The sequence below is a fragment of the Bacteroides gallinarum DSM 18171 = JCM 13658 genome, from assembly GCF_000374365.1.
GTDB lineage: Bacteria > Bacteroidota > Bacteroidia > Bacteroidales > Bacteroidaceae > Bacteroides > Bacteroides gallinarum.
The window spans coordinates 1-17,322 of the sequence record NZ_KB894118.1 but is presented as its reverse complement, the minus strand read 5'-3'; the positions used below and the strand labels follow the sequence as shown (position 1 = coordinate 17,322).

General features: G+C 45.8%; 14 protein-coding genes. 3 read left to right on the top strand and 11 right to left on the bottom strand.

What is annotated here, in order from left to right; all coding sequences use genetic code 11:
* Positions 1–36 precede the first annotated feature (36 nt).
* The 6 genes from C233_RS0103810 to tig form a co-directional block, all read right to left on the bottom strand.
* A complete protein-coding gene (locus tag C233_RS0103810) occupies positions 37–1,587 on the bottom strand; it encodes a peptidylprolyl isomerase (RefSeq protein WP_034778313.1) in 1,551 nt (516 codons plus the stop codon).
* A gap of 123 nt (positions 1,588–1,710) precedes the next feature.
* On the bottom strand, positions 1,711–3,186 hold the full coding sequence (gene guaB, locus C233_RS0103805; protein ID WP_018666092.1) for an IMP dehydrogenase: 1,476 nt from the start codon (positions 3,184–3,186) through the stop codon (positions 1,711–1,713).
* A 105-nt stretch (positions 3,187–3,291) separates the two neighbouring features.
* Positions 3,292–5,472, bottom strand: coding sequence for a DNA helicase RecQ (recQ, locus tag C233_RS0103800; protein ID WP_018666091.1), 2,181 nt, complete (start codon positions 5,470–5,472; stop codon positions 3,292–3,294).
* 173 nt (positions 5,473–5,645) lie between these two features.
* Positions 5,646–6,887, bottom strand: a complete 1,242-nt coding sequence (gene clpX, locus C233_RS0103795; RefSeq protein WP_018666090.1) for an ATP-dependent Clp protease ATP-binding subunit ClpX — start codon at positions 6,885–6,887, stop codon at positions 5,646–5,648.
* A 2-nt stretch (positions 6,888–6,889) separates the two neighbouring features.
* Positions 6,890–7,552, bottom strand: a complete 663-nt coding sequence (clpP, locus tag C233_RS0103790; protein WP_018666089.1) for an ATP-dependent Clp endopeptidase proteolytic subunit ClpP — start codon at positions 7,550–7,552, stop codon at positions 6,890–6,892.
* A 133-nt stretch (positions 7,553–7,685) separates the two neighbouring features.
* Positions 7,686–9,041: a trigger factor gene (gene tig / locus C233_RS0103785; protein ID WP_018666088.1), complete on the bottom strand. Its 1,356-nt coding sequence runs from the start codon at positions 9,039–9,041 to the stop codon at positions 7,686–7,688.
* Positions 9,042–9,496: 455 nt separating this feature from the next.
* Between tig and C233_RS0103780 the strand changes: the two genes are divergently transcribed.
* Positions 9,497–9,745 carry an RNA recognition motif domain-containing protein gene (locus tag C233_RS0103780; RefSeq protein ID WP_018666086.1) on the top strand — a complete coding sequence of 83 codons (249 nt, stop codon included), beginning with the start codon at positions 9,497–9,499 and terminating at the stop codon, positions 9,743–9,745.
* Between the two features lie 89 nt (positions 9,746–9,834).
* On the opposite strand, the gene C233_RS0103775 is transcribed toward C233_RS0103780, so the two are convergent.
* The 5 genes from C233_RS0103775 to lptB form a co-directional block, all read right to left on the bottom strand.
* Positions 9,835–11,607 carry a fasciclin domain-containing protein gene (locus tag C233_RS0103775; RefSeq protein WP_018666085.1) on the bottom strand — a complete coding sequence of 591 codons (1,773 nt, stop codon included), beginning with the start codon at positions 11,605–11,607 and terminating at the stop codon, positions 9,835–9,837.
* Positions 11,608–11,638: 31 nt separating this feature from the next.
* Complete coding sequence (locus C233_RS23995; RefSeq protein WP_018666084.1) at positions 11,639–11,806, bottom strand: hypothetical protein; 168 nt, start codon at positions 11,804–11,806, stop codon at positions 11,639–11,641.
* Between the two features lie 85 nt (positions 11,807–11,891).
* Positions 11,892–12,539: a response regulator gene (locus C233_RS0103765; RefSeq protein WP_018666083.1), complete on the bottom strand. Its 648-nt coding sequence runs from the start codon at positions 12,537–12,539 to the stop codon at positions 11,892–11,894.
* A gap of 85 nt (positions 12,540–12,624) precedes the next feature.
* A complete protein-coding gene (locus C233_RS0103760) occupies positions 12,625–14,397 on the bottom strand; it encodes a tetratricopeptide repeat-containing sensor histidine kinase (RefSeq protein WP_018666082.1) in 1,773 nt (590 codons plus the stop codon).
* A gap of 16 nt (positions 14,398–14,413) precedes the next feature.
* On the bottom strand, positions 14,414–15,172 hold the full coding sequence (lptB, locus tag C233_RS0103755; protein ID WP_004288278.1) for an LPS export ABC transporter ATP-binding protein: 759 nt from the start codon (positions 15,170–15,172) through the stop codon (positions 14,414–14,416).
* Positions 15,173–15,385: 213 nt separating this feature from the next.
* Here lptB and C233_RS0103750 point away from each other — a divergent pair, with 213 nt between their 5' ends.
* Both C233_RS0103750 and C233_RS0103745 read left to right on the top strand, forming a co-directional pair.
* Positions 15,386–16,129, top strand: coding sequence for an MlaE family ABC transporter permease (locus C233_RS0103750; RefSeq protein ID WP_009122825.1), 744 nt, complete (start codon positions 15,386–15,388; stop codon positions 16,127–16,129).
* A gap of 32 nt (positions 16,130–16,161) precedes the next feature.
* Positions 16,162–16,932, top strand: coding sequence for an ABC transporter ATP-binding protein (locus C233_RS0103745; RefSeq protein ID WP_018666080.1), 771 nt, complete (start codon positions 16,162–16,164; stop codon positions 16,930–16,932).
* Positions 16,933–17,322: the final 390 nt, after the last annotated feature.

Sequence of the window (17,322 nt, the reverse complement as noted above, 5' to 3'; positions counted from 1 at the left end):
ATTTAAGGTACGAAGATACTGCTTTAATCGGTTGCATCAGTGATTATTAACGGTTTTTAAAACCTCTTGGTTTATTTCAACCTTAGCGGAAGCGCGTAAACGGGCTATCCACCGGTTATCCAGATAGCTGCGGTAATCTGCGGCGAGCTTGTCTTTTATTTCCCGGTAGTCTTCCGGCCCTTTCACCTTTTTGCCCAGTACGACGGTAAAAGGAAATGACGCCATAGGTACGGCGTCCCCGCCTTTGAACACCAAATCGTCCACATAGGCATTGTCGCCGGGGGCGAATGTACCCTGTTCCGCCAGTATCTGGGGTTGTGCACCGGCATTGAAGGTCAGGCGGATTGCATCTTTCCATTCTTCCTCCGGCAGGCTTTTCAGGAATTTGCGGGCTCGCCTGACGATGCGTTTGCTTACGCCGTGCAGCACGATGCCTTTATACCGCCGTTCTTTCCACTGATAACGGGAACGGTGTTTTTCAAAATAGGCTTTCAGCCCGGCATCATCCGTAACTACCTGCCCGCCGAGTTCTTTGCCCGTGATTTCATTCCATAAAAGCTGTTCCCGGTAGTCCCGCACCAGGCAACGCAAATCGGGATGTTTCTGCTCCAGACGTGTATTTTCATAATCGAGCACGGTTTTCGTGATAAAAGCATCCAACTGCCTGCGTACGCCTGCCGGATATGCCGCTGCAAAACGGGCAAAATCGTTTCCCGTATAGGCTATGTCCGCCAAGGTAAACAGGGTACGGCGCGTATGCCCCGAAGCCAGCAGTTCATCCATGCCTTTCTTGTCGGGGGTATAGCGGTACTCTTTCTTCAGTTTCTCCACCTGTGCCCCCACCTCCGGGGCTATTCCGTGGCGGCGCATCCGGCTGGTCGTTATTTCATCTTTCACATACTCAAAGGGCGGCATTTCTTTCCGTTCGAGCACTTTTACGATGTGAATGCCCTGCGGGGTAAAAAAGGGTTGCGACACCTCTCCTACCGGCAATCCGAATACTATGTCCTCGAACTCTACCGGCATTTGCAGCCGGTCTACCCAGAATGTCTGTTTCTCGTCGGAGAAGCGGTTTACGCAGGTATCGAAAACCTCATCCGCAGGATTTTTCCGGAGGGTTTCATAAATGGAGTCCATGCGGGCAACTTCGCTACGAAGCATATGGCCGGAGATATTCTGAGGGAGGTATTTAAAGATATGGCTTACGCGTACTTGCCCGGCCAGGCGGGAGGTTCTCATTTTATCGTATATCTGCCGGGCTGCATCTTCCGTTGCGGCTTCATCGACCAAGTATGATTTTATCAGCCGGTTGCGGTATGCCTCCACCTTCTCGCGGAAAACGGGAAGCGTGTCCAACCCGGCTGCTTCGGCGGCAGCGACTTTGAGCTTGAAGTTTACGAAAGACTCCACGTACTTTTCCGGCGTAGCCTGTCCGGGGGCAAGCGTGGCTTTGTTCTTACGGTAGCTGTACTCAAACTCGGAACGCAGTATCTCCTTCCCGCCGATACGCATCAACACCGGGTCTTGTTGGGAGAAAGCGTTCCAACCCGACCAAAGAAAAAGCATCGCCAAACAAATTCTTACCATAATCGTCTATTAAATAAGCCAAATCAAGATAGCAGGCACGTCACAAAGATACAACATCATAAACAAATAATGCCCGAAAAGCATAATTTACTCTCCGGGCACCTATGTTCATAGTCGAATTCTTTATTCGGGACGGCTGTAATTCGGAGCCTCGCTGGTGATTGCCACATCGTGCGGGTGGCTTTCCAGCACGCCGGCATTGGTGATGCGGGTGAATTTAGCATCGTGCAGCTTTTCTATATTGGCAGCGCCGCAATAGCCCATACCTGCACGCAAGCCGCCTGTCAACTGGTAGATTACCTCATATAAGGTTCCCTTATAAGGAACACGGGCTGCAATACCTTCCGGCACGAGTTTTTTTACATCGTTCGTTCCGCTCTGGAAGTAACGGTCTTTGGAACCGTGCTCCATAGCTTCCAGGGAGCCCATGCCACGGTAGGACTTGAATTTTCGTCCGTTGAAAATAATCGTCTCGCCCGGAGATTCTTCCGTACCGGCAACCAGCGAGCCAATCATTACAGAGTAACCGCCGGCAGCCAATGCTTTCACGACGTCACCGGAATAACGCAAACCGCCGTCGGCAATCAAAGGAATACCTGTGCCTTTCAAGGCTTTCGCCACATCGTACACGGCAGATAACTGGGGAACGCCTACACCGGCCACCACACGGGTGGTACAAATAGAACCCGGACCGATACCTACCTTTACGCCGTCGGCACCGGCCTCCACCAATGCCTTCGCTGCTTCTCCGGTAGCGATATTACCTACCACGATGTCGATGTCCGGGAAGCGTTTCTTGGCTTCTTTCAGCTTCTCAATCACATACATGGAGTGTCCGTGGGCTGTGTCAATAACGATAGCATCCGCCCCGGCATCGACCAGTGCCTGCATGCGTTCCAGCGTATCGGCAGTTACGCCTACGCCGGCAGCTACGCGGAGGCGTCCTTTGCTGTCCTTGCATGCCATAGGTTTGTCCTTGGCCTTGGTTATGTCTTTATAGGTAATCAAGCCTACCAGCTTATTGTCTTTATCGACTACTGGTAGCTTCTCAATCTTGTATTCTTGCAAGATTTGGGCGGCAGCTTCCAGGTCGGTCGTCTGATTGGTAGTAACGATATTCTTTTTCGTCATTACTTCATCGATACGCTTGTTATGGTCTTTCTCGAAGCGGAGGTCGCGGTTGGTAACGATACCCACCAGGCATCCTTCATCATCTACTACCGGGATACCGCCAATCTTGTACTCGGACATCAACCCCAAGGCATCGGCAACCGAAGAGCCTCTCTTTATGGTTACCGGGTCATAAATCATGCCGTTTTCGGCACGCTTTACGATAGCAACCTGACGGGCTTGTTCCTCGATAGACATGTTTTTATGGATGACACCGATTCCGCCTTCACGGGCAATGGCAATAGCCATTTTCGCCTCGGTAACAGTGTCCATGGCGGCTGTTACAAACGGTATTTTTAACTCGATGTTGCGTGAAAACTTAGTCGAGAGCTCGACTGTTTTAGGAAGTACCTCAGAGTAAGCAGGGATTAACAAAACGTCGTCGTAGGTCAATCCGTCCATTACAATCTTATCAGCAATAAATGACATAGGGCTATGCGTTTAAAATTTATTGCGTGCAAATATACGGTTTTTATTCCATTCCGTATATCTACACGCAATATTTTTTCTTTTTTTTAAATCAGCGCCCAGGGATTAATTTGCCATTTCGGAGATGAATTTGATGCGTACCAGACGCACTTCTTCTTCGGTGAAATCGTCTCCCAATTCGTCCAGGGCGTCGTCGATATCGTCTGTGGTGGATTCTTTAAAATAGTCGTATATATCCAACAAATGGTCTTCGTCCATGATGTCTTCCAGGAAATAGTCGATATTCAGTTTCGTACCGGAATAGACGATAGCTTCTATCTCGTCCAGCAGTTCCTCGAACTCGATTCCTTTCGACATGGCAATGTCGTCCAACGCCACTTTACGGTCGATAGCCTGGATAATAGCCACTTTCATCTTGGATTTATTGGCTACGGTGCGTACACGCAAATCTTCGGGGCGCTCTATCTCGTTTTCCTCGCAGTGGCGCTTAATCAATTTGCAGAATTCTTCGCCGTAACGTTTCGCCTTACCGGCTCCTACACCCGGGATATTCTGCAATTCATCCAGGGTTACCGGATAGATAGTTGCCATTGCCTCCAGGGAGGGGTCTTGGAAAATGACATAAGGCGGCACTTCCAGTTTCTTGGAGAGTTTCTTGCGCAGGTCCTTCAGCATGGAGTAGAGCGCGGGGTCTACCGCACAAGCTCCGCCGCCGCGTGCCGGCGCTTCTTCTTCCACTTCCTCGAAATCGTTATCTTCCGTTATCTTAAAAGATTTAGGATGTTTCAGGAATTTCTTTCCTTCGTCGGTTACTTTCAACAAACCGTAGTTCTCGACTTCCTTCGTCAGATAACCGGCAATCAGCGCCTGGCGGATAACGGCATTCCAAGTTTTGTCTTCTTCTCCCATACCGGAACCGAATACCTCCAAGTCTTCGTGCAGGTGTGCCTGCACTTCCGAGGTTTCTTTTCCCTGTATAATGTCTATAATATAGTCTGCTTTAAAATTTTCTTTTACCGCAAGAATAGCTTCTATCACGGTACACAATAATTCCTGAGCTTCCACTTGTTTTTTCGGATTTAAACAGTTGTCACAATTTCCACAATTTTCCTCCGTATATTCCTCACCGAAATAGTGTAGCAACGTCTTTCGGCGGCAAACGGACGATTCGGCATACGCAGCGGTTTCCAGCAGAAGCTGCTTGCCTATTTCCTGCTCTGCAACAGGTTTGCCTTGCATAAACTTTTCCAGCTTCTGCAAGTCTTTGTTGGTATAAAAAGTAATACACTGTCCTTCGCCTCCGTCTCTTCCGGCACGTCCGGTTTCCTGGTAATATCCCTCCAGGCTTTTCGGGATATCGTAGTGAATCACATAACGCACATCGGGCTTGTCTATTCCCATACCGAAAGCAATGGTAGCCACAATCACATCGATTTTTTCCATAAGGAAATCGTCCTGGTTCTGTGTTCGTGTGGCGGAATCCATTCCGGCATGGTAGGCACGGGCATTAATGCCGTTCGCCTGGAGTATCTCAGCAAGTTCCTCCACTTTCTTCCGGCTCAGGCAATAGATGATACCCGACTTTTCCGGATTGTTCCTGATGAACTTGATGATGTCCTTATCTACGTTTGCTGTCTTAGGACGTACCTCATAATAAAGGTTCGGGCGATTGAACGACGACTTGAACACCTGTGCTTCTACCATACCCAGGTTCTTCTGGATGTCGTGCTGCACTTTCGGCGTTGCCGTCGCAGTCAATGCTATGAGCGGCGCTTTTCCGATTTCATTGATAATAGGGCGGATACGGCGATACTCCGGACGGAAGTCATGCCCCCATTCCGAAATACAGTGGGCCTCGTCTACGGCATAGAAGGATATTTTCACCGTTTTCAGAAACTCCACGTTTTCTTCTTTGGTCAGGGACTCCGGAGCTACATACAGCAGCTTCGTTCTTCCGGCAAGGATGTCGGACTTCACTTGGTCTATCGCGCTTTTATTAAGGGAAGAATTAATGAAGTGGGCTATCCCGTCCTCCTCGCTGAAGTTACGCATCGCGTCCACCTGATTCTTCATCAAGGCAATCAAAGGGGAAATCACGATAGCCGTGCCGTCCATTAACAAAGAAGGTAACTGATAACACAAAGACTTCCCCCCACCGGTAGGCATCAACACGAAAGTATCGTTACCTTCCAACAGATTCTGTATGATTGCTTCCTGATTTCCTTTAAAAGTATCGAACCCGAAGTAGTTCTTCAGCTGGTCTGTCAAATTAATCTTCCCTGCCATGATTCATTTAGGTTGTTTATTGAGTTAATCAATTAGTAGCGCCGCTAAGACGTTTCTTGTTTTTAAGAACTCTAACAAAGTTATAAACAACTTCTTAAATTTCAAGCATAATCCGCCGAATATTTTTCAATAAAACACAAAAAAGTCAACTATATTTGTATTACCTTCTGATTTTAAACACTTTGAAGCCTTGCCATATTCGCTTTTTCCAACTGACGGCGGGCATAATCCAGGGTCACGGTCAAGCTGTCCTTGTGCTCCGAAGGGATTTCGAACATTACATCCATCATAATGGTTTCGACTATGGAACGCAATCCGCGGGCTCCCAGTTTATACTCGATAGCTTTGTCTACGATGTACTCGAATACCGCGTCTTCAAAAGTCAGCTTCACACCGTCCATTTCGAACAGCTTGATGTATTGCCTGATAATGGAATTTTTCGGTTCCGTCAGGATAGCCCGCAATGCCGTACGGTCCAGGGGATTCAGGTAGGTCAATACCGGAAGACGGCCGATAATCTCGGGAATCAGGCCGAACGACTTCAAATCCTGGGGGGCGATGTACTGCATCATGTTATTCTTGTCGATAGCAGCCGTATTGCGTACTGCGCCATATCCCACGACGTTGGTATTGAGGCGCTGCGCTATCTTCTTCTCGATACCGTCGAACGCACCGCCGCAAATAAACAAGATGTTCTTGGTGTTTACGGGAATCATTTTCTGGTCGGGATGCTTACGCCCACCCTGGGGCGGGACATTCACGACGGAACCTTCCAACAACTTTAATAGCCCCTGCTGTACGCCTTCACCGCTTACGTCACGGGTAATGGAAGGATTGTCGCCTTTGCGGGCAATCTTGTCGATTTCATCTATGAACACGATGCCTTGCTCCGCCTCCGCTACATTATAATCTGCCACTTGCAAAAGGCGGGTAAGGATGCTTTCGATGTCCTCGCCCACATAGCCGGCTTCCGTCAGCACGGTTGCATCTACAATGGTAAAAGGCACATGAAGCAATTTGGCTATGGTACGGGCAAGCAAAGTCTTGCCGGTTCCGGTACTGCCCACCATAATGATATTGGACTTTTCAATCTCCACATCGTCGTCGCCCGACTTCTGTAACAGGCGTTTATAATGGTTATATACCGATACCGCCAGAAAGCGTTTCGCATCATCCTGCCCGATAACGTACTGGTCGAGAAAGTTCTTTATCTCTACCGGTTTGGGAAGTTCTTCCAGGTTCAGTTTGGTAGCTTTGTCTTTTTTAGCTCCTAAGGCTTCCTGAGTAATTTCATAGGCTTGGGTAGCGCAACTGTCGCAAATGTAGCCGTTCATCCCCGTAATGAGGAACCCGACTTCATCTTCCGAGCGCCCGCAGAAACTACATCTGTTTTTATTTCGTTTAGAGTCTGCCATATTTATTTCTTCGTATAGACTTGGTCTATCATACCGTATTCTTTGGCCTCTTGTGCCGTCATCCAGTAATCACGGTCGGAATCGGCCCATACCTTGTCGAAAGGAGTATGCGAGTGGTCGGCTATGATAGTATAAAGTTCTTTCTTCAATTTCTGGATTTCGCGTGCTGTAATCTCGATATCCGAGGCCTGCCCTTGTGCGCCACCCATAGGCTGGTGAATCATCACGCGCGAGTGTGTCAGTGCGGAGCGCTTGCCTTCGGCTCCGGCAACCAGCAGCACGGCAGCCATACTGGCAGCCATACCGGTACAAATGGTAGCCACATCGCTGCTGATGAATTGCATGGTATCGTAAATACCCAGCCCGGCATATACCGAACCGCCCGGCGAATTGATATAAATAGAGATGTCCTTGCCCGAATCTACGGAATCCAGGTATAGCAACTGCGCCTGCAAAGTATTGGCTGTATAATCGTCTATCTGTGTACCGAGGAAAATAATACGGTCCATCATCAGGCGGGAGAATACGTCCAGTTGGGTTACATTCAACTGACGCTCTTCCAGGATATAAGGATTTAAATACCCGGCTTGTGACTTAATCACATCATCCAGCACCAAGCTGTTCATTCCTAAATGCTTGGTAGCGTATTTTCTAAAATCATCCATTTTCTTTCTGTTTTTAATTTTTAATGTGAATGCAAAGAAACGAAAAAGAACACAGAGACACAAAAAAACACAGAGTTATAGTTTGTCAAACTCTGTGTTTCTTTATAAAAACCAGCGGTTTCCCCGCAAAATCTTATGCGAACATTTTATTGAACTCCTCGGCTGAAATATTTTTGTTTTCCAGTTTTACCTGAGCTTTCAAGGCAGCAGCCAATTTTGTTTCGACAACGCGGTTTACCAAGCCTTCGATGCTTTCTTTTTTCTTCATCATTTCCTTTGCATAGTTGTCGAGGACCTCATCGGGCACATTCAGCATGCCGTACTGTGCAAATTGTGCACGGGTAGCCGATTTTGCCATATTGAGGATATCGTCCTGCTCGACTTTGATATCGTTGGCTTTCACCAGTTGTTCCTTAATCAGGTGCCAGGTCAGTTCCTCGATGCTCTTTTCGTAGTTATCTTCCACGAACTTCTCGTCCTTATCCTGATTGTTCAGGCGCATGATACGCTTCAGCAATGCATCCGGGAATTCCAGCTTGCCGACTTTCGCCATAAGCATCTTACGGGCATCCAGCAGGAACTTATAATCGCTGTCCGCTACAAACTGATTGGCAATGGTCTCTTTCACTTTAGCCCGGAATTCTTCCTCGCTCTTGACAGTATCCTTACCGAATACCTGGTCGAAGATTTCCTGGTTCAGCTCGCCTTCTACGAAACGGGTGATTTCTTCTACCTGGAAGCTGAAATCCGACTTCATCTCAGTAACGGCTTCTTTGTCGATTTTCAACAGGGAAGCAAGCTCGGCAGCATTTCCGTCCCATGCGGTATAGGGATTGAACACAAGTACGTCGTTCACCTTTGCATTGGCGAAGATAGCTTTCTGCCCGTCATTCTTCATATAAGACGGCATCATTACAGCGCCTTCCACCTGAATGCCGCCTTCTTTGGTATTGCCTTCCGCATCCAGTTCTGCAAGCAGGCCTTTCAGCATATCGTTGTCGGCATAAGCATCTACCTTTTCGTACTTGCCGTTACGTTGCGTGTAAGCCTTCACCTGGTTGTTAACCATTTCTTCGGTTACATCAATCGTATAGTAATCTACTTTATCATCAGCGGAAACTTCTGCCTTGAATTCCGGAGCCAAAGCGATATCGAACAGGAATTCGAATTCTTCCATAGTATCGAAGTCGATTTCTTTCTGCTTGTCTTCGTTAGGCAGAGGTTCGCCCAGGATATTCACTTTATTGTCTTGAATATACTTATATACGGAATCAGAAAGAAGCTTATTAACCTCTTCAGCCAATACCGACTTACCATACATCTTCTTCACGAGGCTCATCGGCACCATACCTTTGCGGAAGCCGGGAATTTGAGCTTTCTGACGGAAGTTCTTCAATGATTTGTCTACCTTTTCTTTATAGTCTGCTTTCTCAAGCTTTACAGTAAGCAGGGCGCTTACTTTGTCAATGTTTTGCAATGAAACGTTCATTCTGACAATTATTTATTTGATTTATACTTTATTCCATTCTCAAATTGAGCGTGCAAAATTAGCGTTAATCTTTCAATTATCAAAAAAACAAGAAATATATTTCGTTTATCTTCCGTGCATTTGCCTGTATACGCCAACCTATTCATTCGTAGGAAAAAGAAAGGCAACCGAGGGATATTCCGGCATTTTCTGCCGCTAACCGGCAGCGCCGGGCAAGAAAAATAATGCAGTTTCCGCATTTATGTAAAAAAATCAAAGAAAAATATTGCAGTTCCGAAATTAATGCGTTCCTTTGTCACGGAATGATGGCATATTAGTTTCTCGATTTCCATTACATGGTTTTTACTTCCGTTGAAAAAACGTTTTTGTAAACTCTCTGTCGTTGTAATCTTTTTATTATTCCGCCGTCTTTCTAAAGAGAGTTTTATTTATTTCATTTATTTACATTTTTCATTATGAACATTTATGTTGGAAACCTTAACTACCGTGTTAAGGAAGGCGACCTGCAGAAGGTCATGGAAGATTACGGCACAGTATCTTCTGTTAAATTTATTATGGACCGTGCAACCGGACGTTTCAGAGGCATTGCATTCGTAGAAATGGAAGACAGCACAGCTGCTGCCAAAGCTATTTCCGAGCTGGATGGTGCTGAATTCTTCGGCCGCCAGATGGTAGTAAAAGAAGCAAGACCTCCGAAATTCTAATCATATAGATTAAGGGAGAAAAAACAGGACTGCATCGGGCAAACACTACCCGATGCAGTCCTTTTAATTTGTAAAGACATTAAGAGAAATTAATTATATCCCGGATTCTGGGATAATCTATCCAAATACTGTTCCGGGATAGGAAGATAATAATGCTTATCGGCAGTAAAACCTCCTAACAATATAGGAGTATTCAAGAATCTGTAATAAGGATATACCTGACCTCCGTTACCTTGCAAAAGCCTTTGAGCCATTTCCGCTAAACTTTCAGGAGTAGCTGCAAATGTATCGCCCAAAATCCCCTCCAAAAGGTCGATATATTCGTTACTGTCATTCTCTTTTCCGAGTTTATAGTTAGCAACGGCAGCAAGCAAATAAACTTCACGGTAAAGCAACAGATACTCCGCAACCTCATTGCCGTTTTCATCCATATACTTAAATTCGCTCCATATCGCCTCTCCCTTTTCGGGATAATATAGCGAAGTCAACTCATACCGTCCGCTGTTCTCTATTTTCCGGCAGTATTCCAACGCGTCTCCCCAGCTATTTTTACCCATATACATCTTTGCCAGCAAGAGATTCATGGCATCTCTGTGTGAGCTCTCGGAAGGATACGTATCTATTGCCTGCTGGAGGTCAGCAATCAATTGGTCTACAGGAACTTTTGTTTCGCCGTCAAGTAAATTATCACCATAATATCCGTAGAGCTGGCTACGGATTATCGCCATTTCTACATTGATAGTCATCAACAAATCCTGCGCGTCTTCCATAGAGGCAAGCTGTTCCGTATACTCCCTTCCCTTATCCAGGGTTTCATAGGCTACTTTCCATAAACGTTCCGAACAGTTTTTTAATTCTTCGTCCGCATAGTTAAATCCTCCGTAACCGGTAAGCAAGGTCATTTCCAACGAAAGATTCTCCTCGATATACTCCAGGAACGCGGCATGCCAATCCGCCTCAATCTTTACCAAGTCAGTTCCAGACGTTACAGCCGTCATATAGCATGTTTGCGTGCTTTCCGCATCCGCCATATCTTTATAACTCAGGAAAAACGAATAGGAAGAAGAGGTAACCTTGTCGTTTTCATCACATTTACCATCACCGTTCAAGTCTACATAAGCAAAGCCGCCGTCAGCCGAAATGCCGTTCAATAAATAACCGTTGTAGAGTTCGGAGTATCCCTCCTTTTTTACTTGGTATACAATAGTATCTCCGTCGTGCTTTATCACAGCAAGTCCGGCTTCATCGGTAGTCCATTCACCCAACAGACTGCCAGCTCCGTCCTGCACCGTCACGGCAACTCCTGCCAACGGTCCCGGGGTCATCGAACCGGCAATAAGCTCTTTCACTTCGATTGTAGTGGTATGTTTCTTTTCTACCTGCTCTGCCAAAACTTCCGGAATGACATACACATAGCTATTACCTGCTGCAATAGCCTCTCCCTCTATAGGCACTCCGTTTATATACACTTCCCCATTACCGGAATGGGAAACATAGAGGTTTTCGCCGTTTATACTTTTCAGTACCATGCCATTCTTAAGCTCTGCTTTCTGATAACTGCCTACAGCGATATGGCGCTTGATAGATGCAGAGTCCAAAACTTCGGCCGTAGCCCGCGATTGAACAGCATTACGTACCGCAAAAACAGTCAATTCATCCTCTTCGAGGTCGGCTACATCGACCGTTTTCAGGATTTCCACAAACACACTGACCTCCTCTTTCGTTTCCAGCACTTCCACAATCTTATTCACTGCTTCCACGCCTTTGGAGGGAGGGGGCGACGGCGGATTCTCATCATCGCTACACCCTGGAAATGCAAGCAGGAAAGCCAAACTCATTGCATAATAATACAGCCTTTTCATAATCTCCTTGTTTTAGTAATCCGTATATAATTTATTTATCTGCCGTTTTCCGAAGCTCAGTCGTTATATCCCGGTATTGTTTCCTTTCATCATCGGTCAACGATTTTTCCCAAGCCGATAAAGTAGTACCGGCATCTTCGCAAGCCCTGTCAATGGCCTTACCCGTTTCCGCCATAAATGTAAAAATAACTTTTTTCATGGTATTGTAATGATTTTAAGTACAGCCCTATATCCAAGTTTCTCAAAACTACCTACAAACGGCAGGGCTTATCCCGGCTGTAGTGCTAAAGTGGAATTGTCAGATAACCTTTGGTAAGTGCTTTGATAACCAAGTCCGTCGCATTACGCGCAGCAAATTTCAACATCAGATTTTTCCGATGCCATTCAACCGTATTTTCGGAGATAAACAGATGACGGGAAATTTCATGTGTATTCATACCCTGAGCTATCGCCTTCAAGACATCCAGCTCGCGCGAGGTGGGCAACATATCCGGCAATTCCGTTTCATCTTCCGTCCGGCTTTTTTCTTTATATAATTGCTGATAACGCTGGCAGTAATAGTTTTCCCCCAGCATAACGGCACGTACCGCTTCACGCAGCGCTTCCGTTCCCGAAGACTTAAAAACGATAGCATTGATATCCGGATGCCTCAGTTTGTTTACAATCCATATCTCCTCGTGCATGGTGCAAACTATTATCTTAGCCTGAGGATTATTTTCTTTTATTCTGTGTATCAGCTCGAAACCGTCGATATCGGGCAATTCAAGGTCGGTAATGTATATATGAAAAGTATGTGACTTTATTAAACTCAGTAATTCAGTACCGTTAGTCACCGTATAAACATTGTTTACGTCGGCAATATCTCCCAATAGAGTTTTCAGCCCTTCCAATACTAAAGAATGGTCATCTATAAGAACTATGTCGAACCTCATTTGATGTCTGTTTTATATTTATTATCATTGACAAAATTAGACATACAAGCCGACATATACCCTACGGGAAACCGTAGTTTTTACTTCAAAAGACAGGAATGAGCACAATAACCGCAGTTCCCGATGAGGTGGATTCTATCGTGAAAGTACCCTTCAAGACAGCTACCCGTTCCTTCATCGTTTGCATCCCTATCCCCGGTCTGTCTATTGCAGTGCCGCTTCCGTTATCGGATACCCTGATTTCCAGATAGGGAAGTTTCCATTCCATAACGACTGAAATCCGGGTAGCCCGGGCATGCTTCAACGAATTACTTACCGCTTCCTGAATAATTCGATAGATATCCAGCGACATTGCCTCCGGTAATCCCGTCCATTCCACATCCTCGGGAAATGTTTCAAAATGTATCGGACATTCCGGTGTGGAAAGGTTCTCCAGGTAGTTGGATATAACCTCGTTGATTGTAGCTTCCTGAAATACCGGCGGAAGCAGTTCATGAGAAACGAGCCTGACATTTTCCCTTATCTTCCGCAAATTTGCAATCCAGTTTTTCGTCTGCCCAATCGGCTCCGAACCCGCACTTACCTCCATAGAGAACAAGTCGTTACAAACACCGTCGTGCAATTCTTTTGCCAGGCGTGCATGCTCATTCTCCAGTTTATCCAGATAGTTACGGGTCATTTTCTGTTCCGTAGCACGCTGTAACTGCTCGAACTCATGCCGTTGGGCTTCCATTTCCCTTTTTTGACGTTCCGCACGCAACCTCTGCCGCTGTACGGAATAAGCAAAAAATAAACCCGAAATCACCAATACGAATCCCGAACAACCCATAACGATGTATAAACGTTGCCGCTCCCAGCGTTTTTCCTCATTCAGTTTCTGTATTTCAAGTTCTTTCTCCTTGCTTTCATATTTTACGGAAAGCTCCTCCAACTGTTTTGCCTTTTCCTTCTGGAACAAGGAATCATTCAGTTCCTGCGCCTGACTCAAAACTGCATAAGCACGTTCATAATCATGTACATGCTTATATGCCGAATGCAGGTTATTATAAATATCGTATAAAAGGAAAGGATAGTTTTTAATCCCGTCTAAGCTTAGCAATTTATCTGCTGTGGCAATAACCTCCCGATACTCTTTATTATCCCGCCGGATTACAAATAAAATCTGATAATAATTTATTAAAGTCATTACCGAGCTTACCTGGGGAAGAATAAAATCCGCTTTTCGGGCATATCTGTTTATCTCGCCTTTCGGACTATCGGTTCTCTGCAAAACCAGCATATAATAAGTAAGAGCACTCAATTCGTTATCGAACAGTCCTTCTTCGTGCGACAGCTCAACCGCTTTCTCTAAATACTCTTTAGCTTTATCGTAAAGTTTCCTGACAATAAAAACAGAAGAGGCCACAGTGTAAATCTGTGCACGAAAAGCCTTATCGGTACATTTATCAGCTAATGAAACGGCACGTAACGCATATTCCTCGGACTTGTCGAGCGACTTCATATCCATATGCAAAGTAGAAAGATTATTGTACAATACTACAGCACTCTGCCTGTCGTCCTCCGACGACATATCCAGCCGGTTCACATATTCCAGTGCCGTATCGTAAGACTTCACCGCATCCGGCAACAAACCGGACGACCGCAGATATACCCCCTGCGAAGTATAGAACGAAACGATAACACCGGGATTCTTTTCCTGCCGAATCAACGGAGCCGCTTTCCGGCAAACGACCAATGCGGAATCTGCCTTACCGAGCGAATACAGCGAATCCGTAACTTCAAGGATGCGATTGATTTCCGCAGTATTCTGTCCTGAAACCGAAACAAAAAGAAATACCGCTCCTATAAACAACAGCACTCTTTTCACTTTTTACCTATACCATAAAGTCCTTGCGACGAAGCACGAAACTGTTACTCAAATACTTTTCACGTACAATCTTGTTCTCCGCAAGTTCCTCCGGCGTACCTTGAAACAAGATTTTCCCTTCAAACAAAAGATAAGCCCGGTCGGTAATACTCAACGTTTCCTGCACATTGTGGTCGGTAATCAGGATACCGATATTCCTGTCTTTCAGTTTCCACACAATCTGCTGAATATCCTCCACCGCAATGGGGTCTACTCCGGCAAACGGCTCATCGAGCATGATGAACTTCGGGTCGATAGCAAGGCAGCGGGCAATCTCCGTACGGCGACGCTCGCCACCGGACAACTGATTACCTTTGTTTTTACGGACTTTCTGCAAGCGAAACTCGGCAATCAAGCTCTCCAGCTTATCCTTCTGGTAGTCCAGAGGTTTATCCGTCATCTCCAGTACAGCGGCGATATTGTCCTCCACACTCATCTGGCGGAATACGGATGCCTCCTGCGCCAAATAACCGATACCAGTCTGCGCACGCTTATACACGGGATATTTCGTAATATCCAAATCATCCAGAAAGATACGTCCCTCATTGGGAGTAATCAATCCTACGGTCATATAGAATGAAGTAGTCTTACCGGCTCCGTTCGGCCCCAGCAATCCAACGATTTCCCCTTGCTTTACGTTGATAGAAACATGGCTCACTACTGTACGTTTACCGTACTTTTTTACCAAATCTTCCGTCCGGAGCACCATTTTGCTTTCTTCTTCCATAAGGCTATATCACCACGTTATACAGGTTTGCACAGATTAATATCAATCTGCAAGTTTATCATTTCTCCTGCAGATTACGATACCCGTACACAAATCTTATTGCATTTTATGAAAAATTTCTGTGCCAATCGGCGTAATCTGTGGTGAAACTGGCGCAAATGTAGCAAAAATAAGCCGAAATAGTGTACATTTGCAGACAAATACTTACGAGTCATGATTAAAGCACTTAGAACAGTCGGAAGATACATCATGCTAATGGGACGTGTTTTTGCCCGCCCTGAACGTATGCGTATGTTCTTTCGGCAATACATCAATGAAATCGAACAGCTTGGTGTAAATTCCATCGGCATCGTATTGCTGATATCATTCTTTATCGGAGCCGTTATTACCATACAAATCAAGCTGAACATAGAAAGCCCCTTCATGCCGCGCTGGACGGTAGGATACGTCACTCGTGAAATCATGTTGCTGGAATTTTCATCTTCCATTATGTGCCTGATACTGGCGGGCAAAGTGGGGTCGAACATCGCTTCCGAGTTGGGTACGATGCGGGTTACCCAACAGATAGACGCTCTCGAAATCATGGGAGTCAACTCCGCCAATTACCTGATATTACCCAAAATCGCAGCAATGGTATCAACCATTCCTTTAATGGTGACGTTCAGTATATTCGCAGGAATTATAGGTGCGTTTTGTACCTGCTGGTTCGGCGGTATCATGTCGGCCGTCGATTTGGAATACGGCTTGCAGTACATGTTCGTAGAATGGTTCATCTGGTGCGGTATCATCAAGTCGCTGTTCTTTGCCTTCATCATTGCCAGCGTATCGGCTTTCTTCGGTTATACGGTAGAAGGCGGTTCTATCGAGGTGGGTAAAGCATCTACGGATTCGGTGGTATGCAGCAGCGTACTGATTTTATTTGCCGACCTCATATTGACGCAGTTACTAATGGGATAATAAGTTGATTCCGAATTCAAAATTAAGTAAGAATGATTGAACTGAAAGGACTTTGCAAGTCGTTTGAAGAGAAAGAGGTACTGACGGATATCAATGCCACCTTCGAAAATGGAAAGACCAACCTTATCATCGGCCAAAGCGGTTCGGGAAAGACCGTACTGATGAAATGTATCGTAGGCCTGCTGACACCCGATAAGGGAGAGTTGCTATACGACCACCGCAACTTCCTCACAATGGGTAAGAAAGAGAAGAAAGCCCTGCGCCGTGAAATGGGAATGATATTTCAAAGCGCCGCCCTGTTCGACTCTATGACAGTGCTGGACAACGTGATGTTCCCTCTTAACATGTTCAGCTCGGACACTGTACGCGACCGTACGCGCCGCGCCATGTTCTGCCTCGAACGCGTAAACCTCGGTGAAGCCAAAGACAAGTTTCCCGGCGAAATCAGCGGCGGTATGCAGAAGCGCGTAGCCATTGCACGCGCCATTGCCCTGAATCCGCAATATCTGTTTTGCGACGAGCCGAACTCCGGCCTGGACCCCAAAACATCTCTCGTCATCGATGAACTGATACAGGATATTACCCGCGAATACAATATGACTACACTCATCAATACCCACGACATGAACTCCGTAATGGGTATCGGAGAAAAAATCATCTACATCTACGAAGGCCATAAAGAGTGGGAAGGCAGCAAGGACGACATCTTTACCTCTACCAACGAACGCCTGAACAACTTCATCTTCGCATCCGACCTTTTCCGCAAAGTAAAAGAGGTAGAGATACAGAACATAGAAGGCTAAAAGAGCGAAACAACACCCTCTATTCATAAAAGAGCGTCCGGGACAGTAGTACCGGACGCTCATCCTCATAAAACCAGTTAATAGAATTGACGTATATCATCACGATATATTTTAGGGACATTCAGTAAATAATATAAAATCAGCCAACTAATTCATACACAAAATATTGCGAATTAGCTGGCTTTTTTGTATCTTTAGGTATTCCCCCGCAAATAAGGTTTGAAGGCCAAAACGGGGGAAATTCCCCGACTAAGATATGGCTAAGATACAAAATATTTCCGAAATTCACCCAACTTTGGGCTTCACAGAATTTGATGTTCTGGAAAAATACCGCAAAAGTTTTAATGAGAGTGAGCTTGGCAGGCTTCACTCAGTGTTCCCGTTTGAACG

What these genes read in the sequence shown, in the direction of transcription:
- C233_RS0103810 (WP_034778313.1), bottom strand. Translation starts at nt 1,587, where the DNA reads ATGGTAAGAATTTGTTTGGCGATGCTTTTTCTTTGGTCGGGTTGGAAC.
- guaB (WP_018666092.1), bottom strand. Translation starts at nt 3,186, where the DNA reads ATGTCATTTATTGCTGATAAGATTGTAATGGACGGATTGACCTACGAC.
- recQ (WP_018666091.1), bottom strand. Translation starts at nt 5,472, where the DNA reads ATGGCAGGGAAGATTAATTTGACAGACCAGCTGAAGAACTACTTCGGG.
- clpX (WP_018666090.1), bottom strand. Translation starts at nt 6,887, where the DNA reads ATGGCAGACTCTAAACGAAATAAAAACAGATGTAGTTTCTGCGGGCGC.
- clpP (WP_018666089.1), bottom strand. Translation starts at nt 7,552, where the DNA reads ATGGATGATTTTAGAAAATACGCTACCAAGCATTTAGGAATGAACAGC.
- tig (WP_018666088.1), bottom strand. Translation starts at nt 9,041, where the DNA reads ATGAACGTTTCATTGCAAAACATTGACAAAGTAAGCGCCCTGCTTACT.
- C233_RS0103780 (WP_018666086.1), top strand. Translation starts at nt 9,497, where the DNA reads ATGAACATTTATGTTGGAAACCTTAACTACCGTGTTAAGGAAGGCGAC.
- C233_RS0103775 (WP_018666085.1), bottom strand. Translation starts at nt 11,607, where the DNA reads ATGAAAAGGCTGTATTATTATGCAATGAGTTTGGCTTTCCTGCTTGCA.
- C233_RS23995 (WP_018666084.1), bottom strand. Translation starts at nt 11,806, where the DNA reads ATGAAAAAAGTTATTTTTACATTTATGGCGGAAACGGGTAAGGCCATT.
- C233_RS0103765 (WP_018666083.1), bottom strand. Translation starts at nt 12,539, where the DNA reads ATGAGGTTCGACATAGTTCTTATAGATGACCATTCTTTAGTATTGGAA.
- lptB (WP_004288278.1), bottom strand. Translation starts at nt 15,172, where the DNA reads ATGGAAGAAGAAAGCAAAATGGTGCTCCGGACGGAAGATTTGGTAAAA.
- C233_RS0103750 (WP_009122825.1), top strand. Translation starts at nt 15,386, where the DNA reads ATGATTAAAGCACTTAGAACAGTCGGAAGATACATCATGCTAATGGGA.
- C233_RS0103745 (WP_018666080.1), top strand. Translation starts at nt 16,162, where the DNA reads ATGATTGAACTGAAAGGACTTTGCAAGTCGTTTGAAGAGAAAGAGGTA.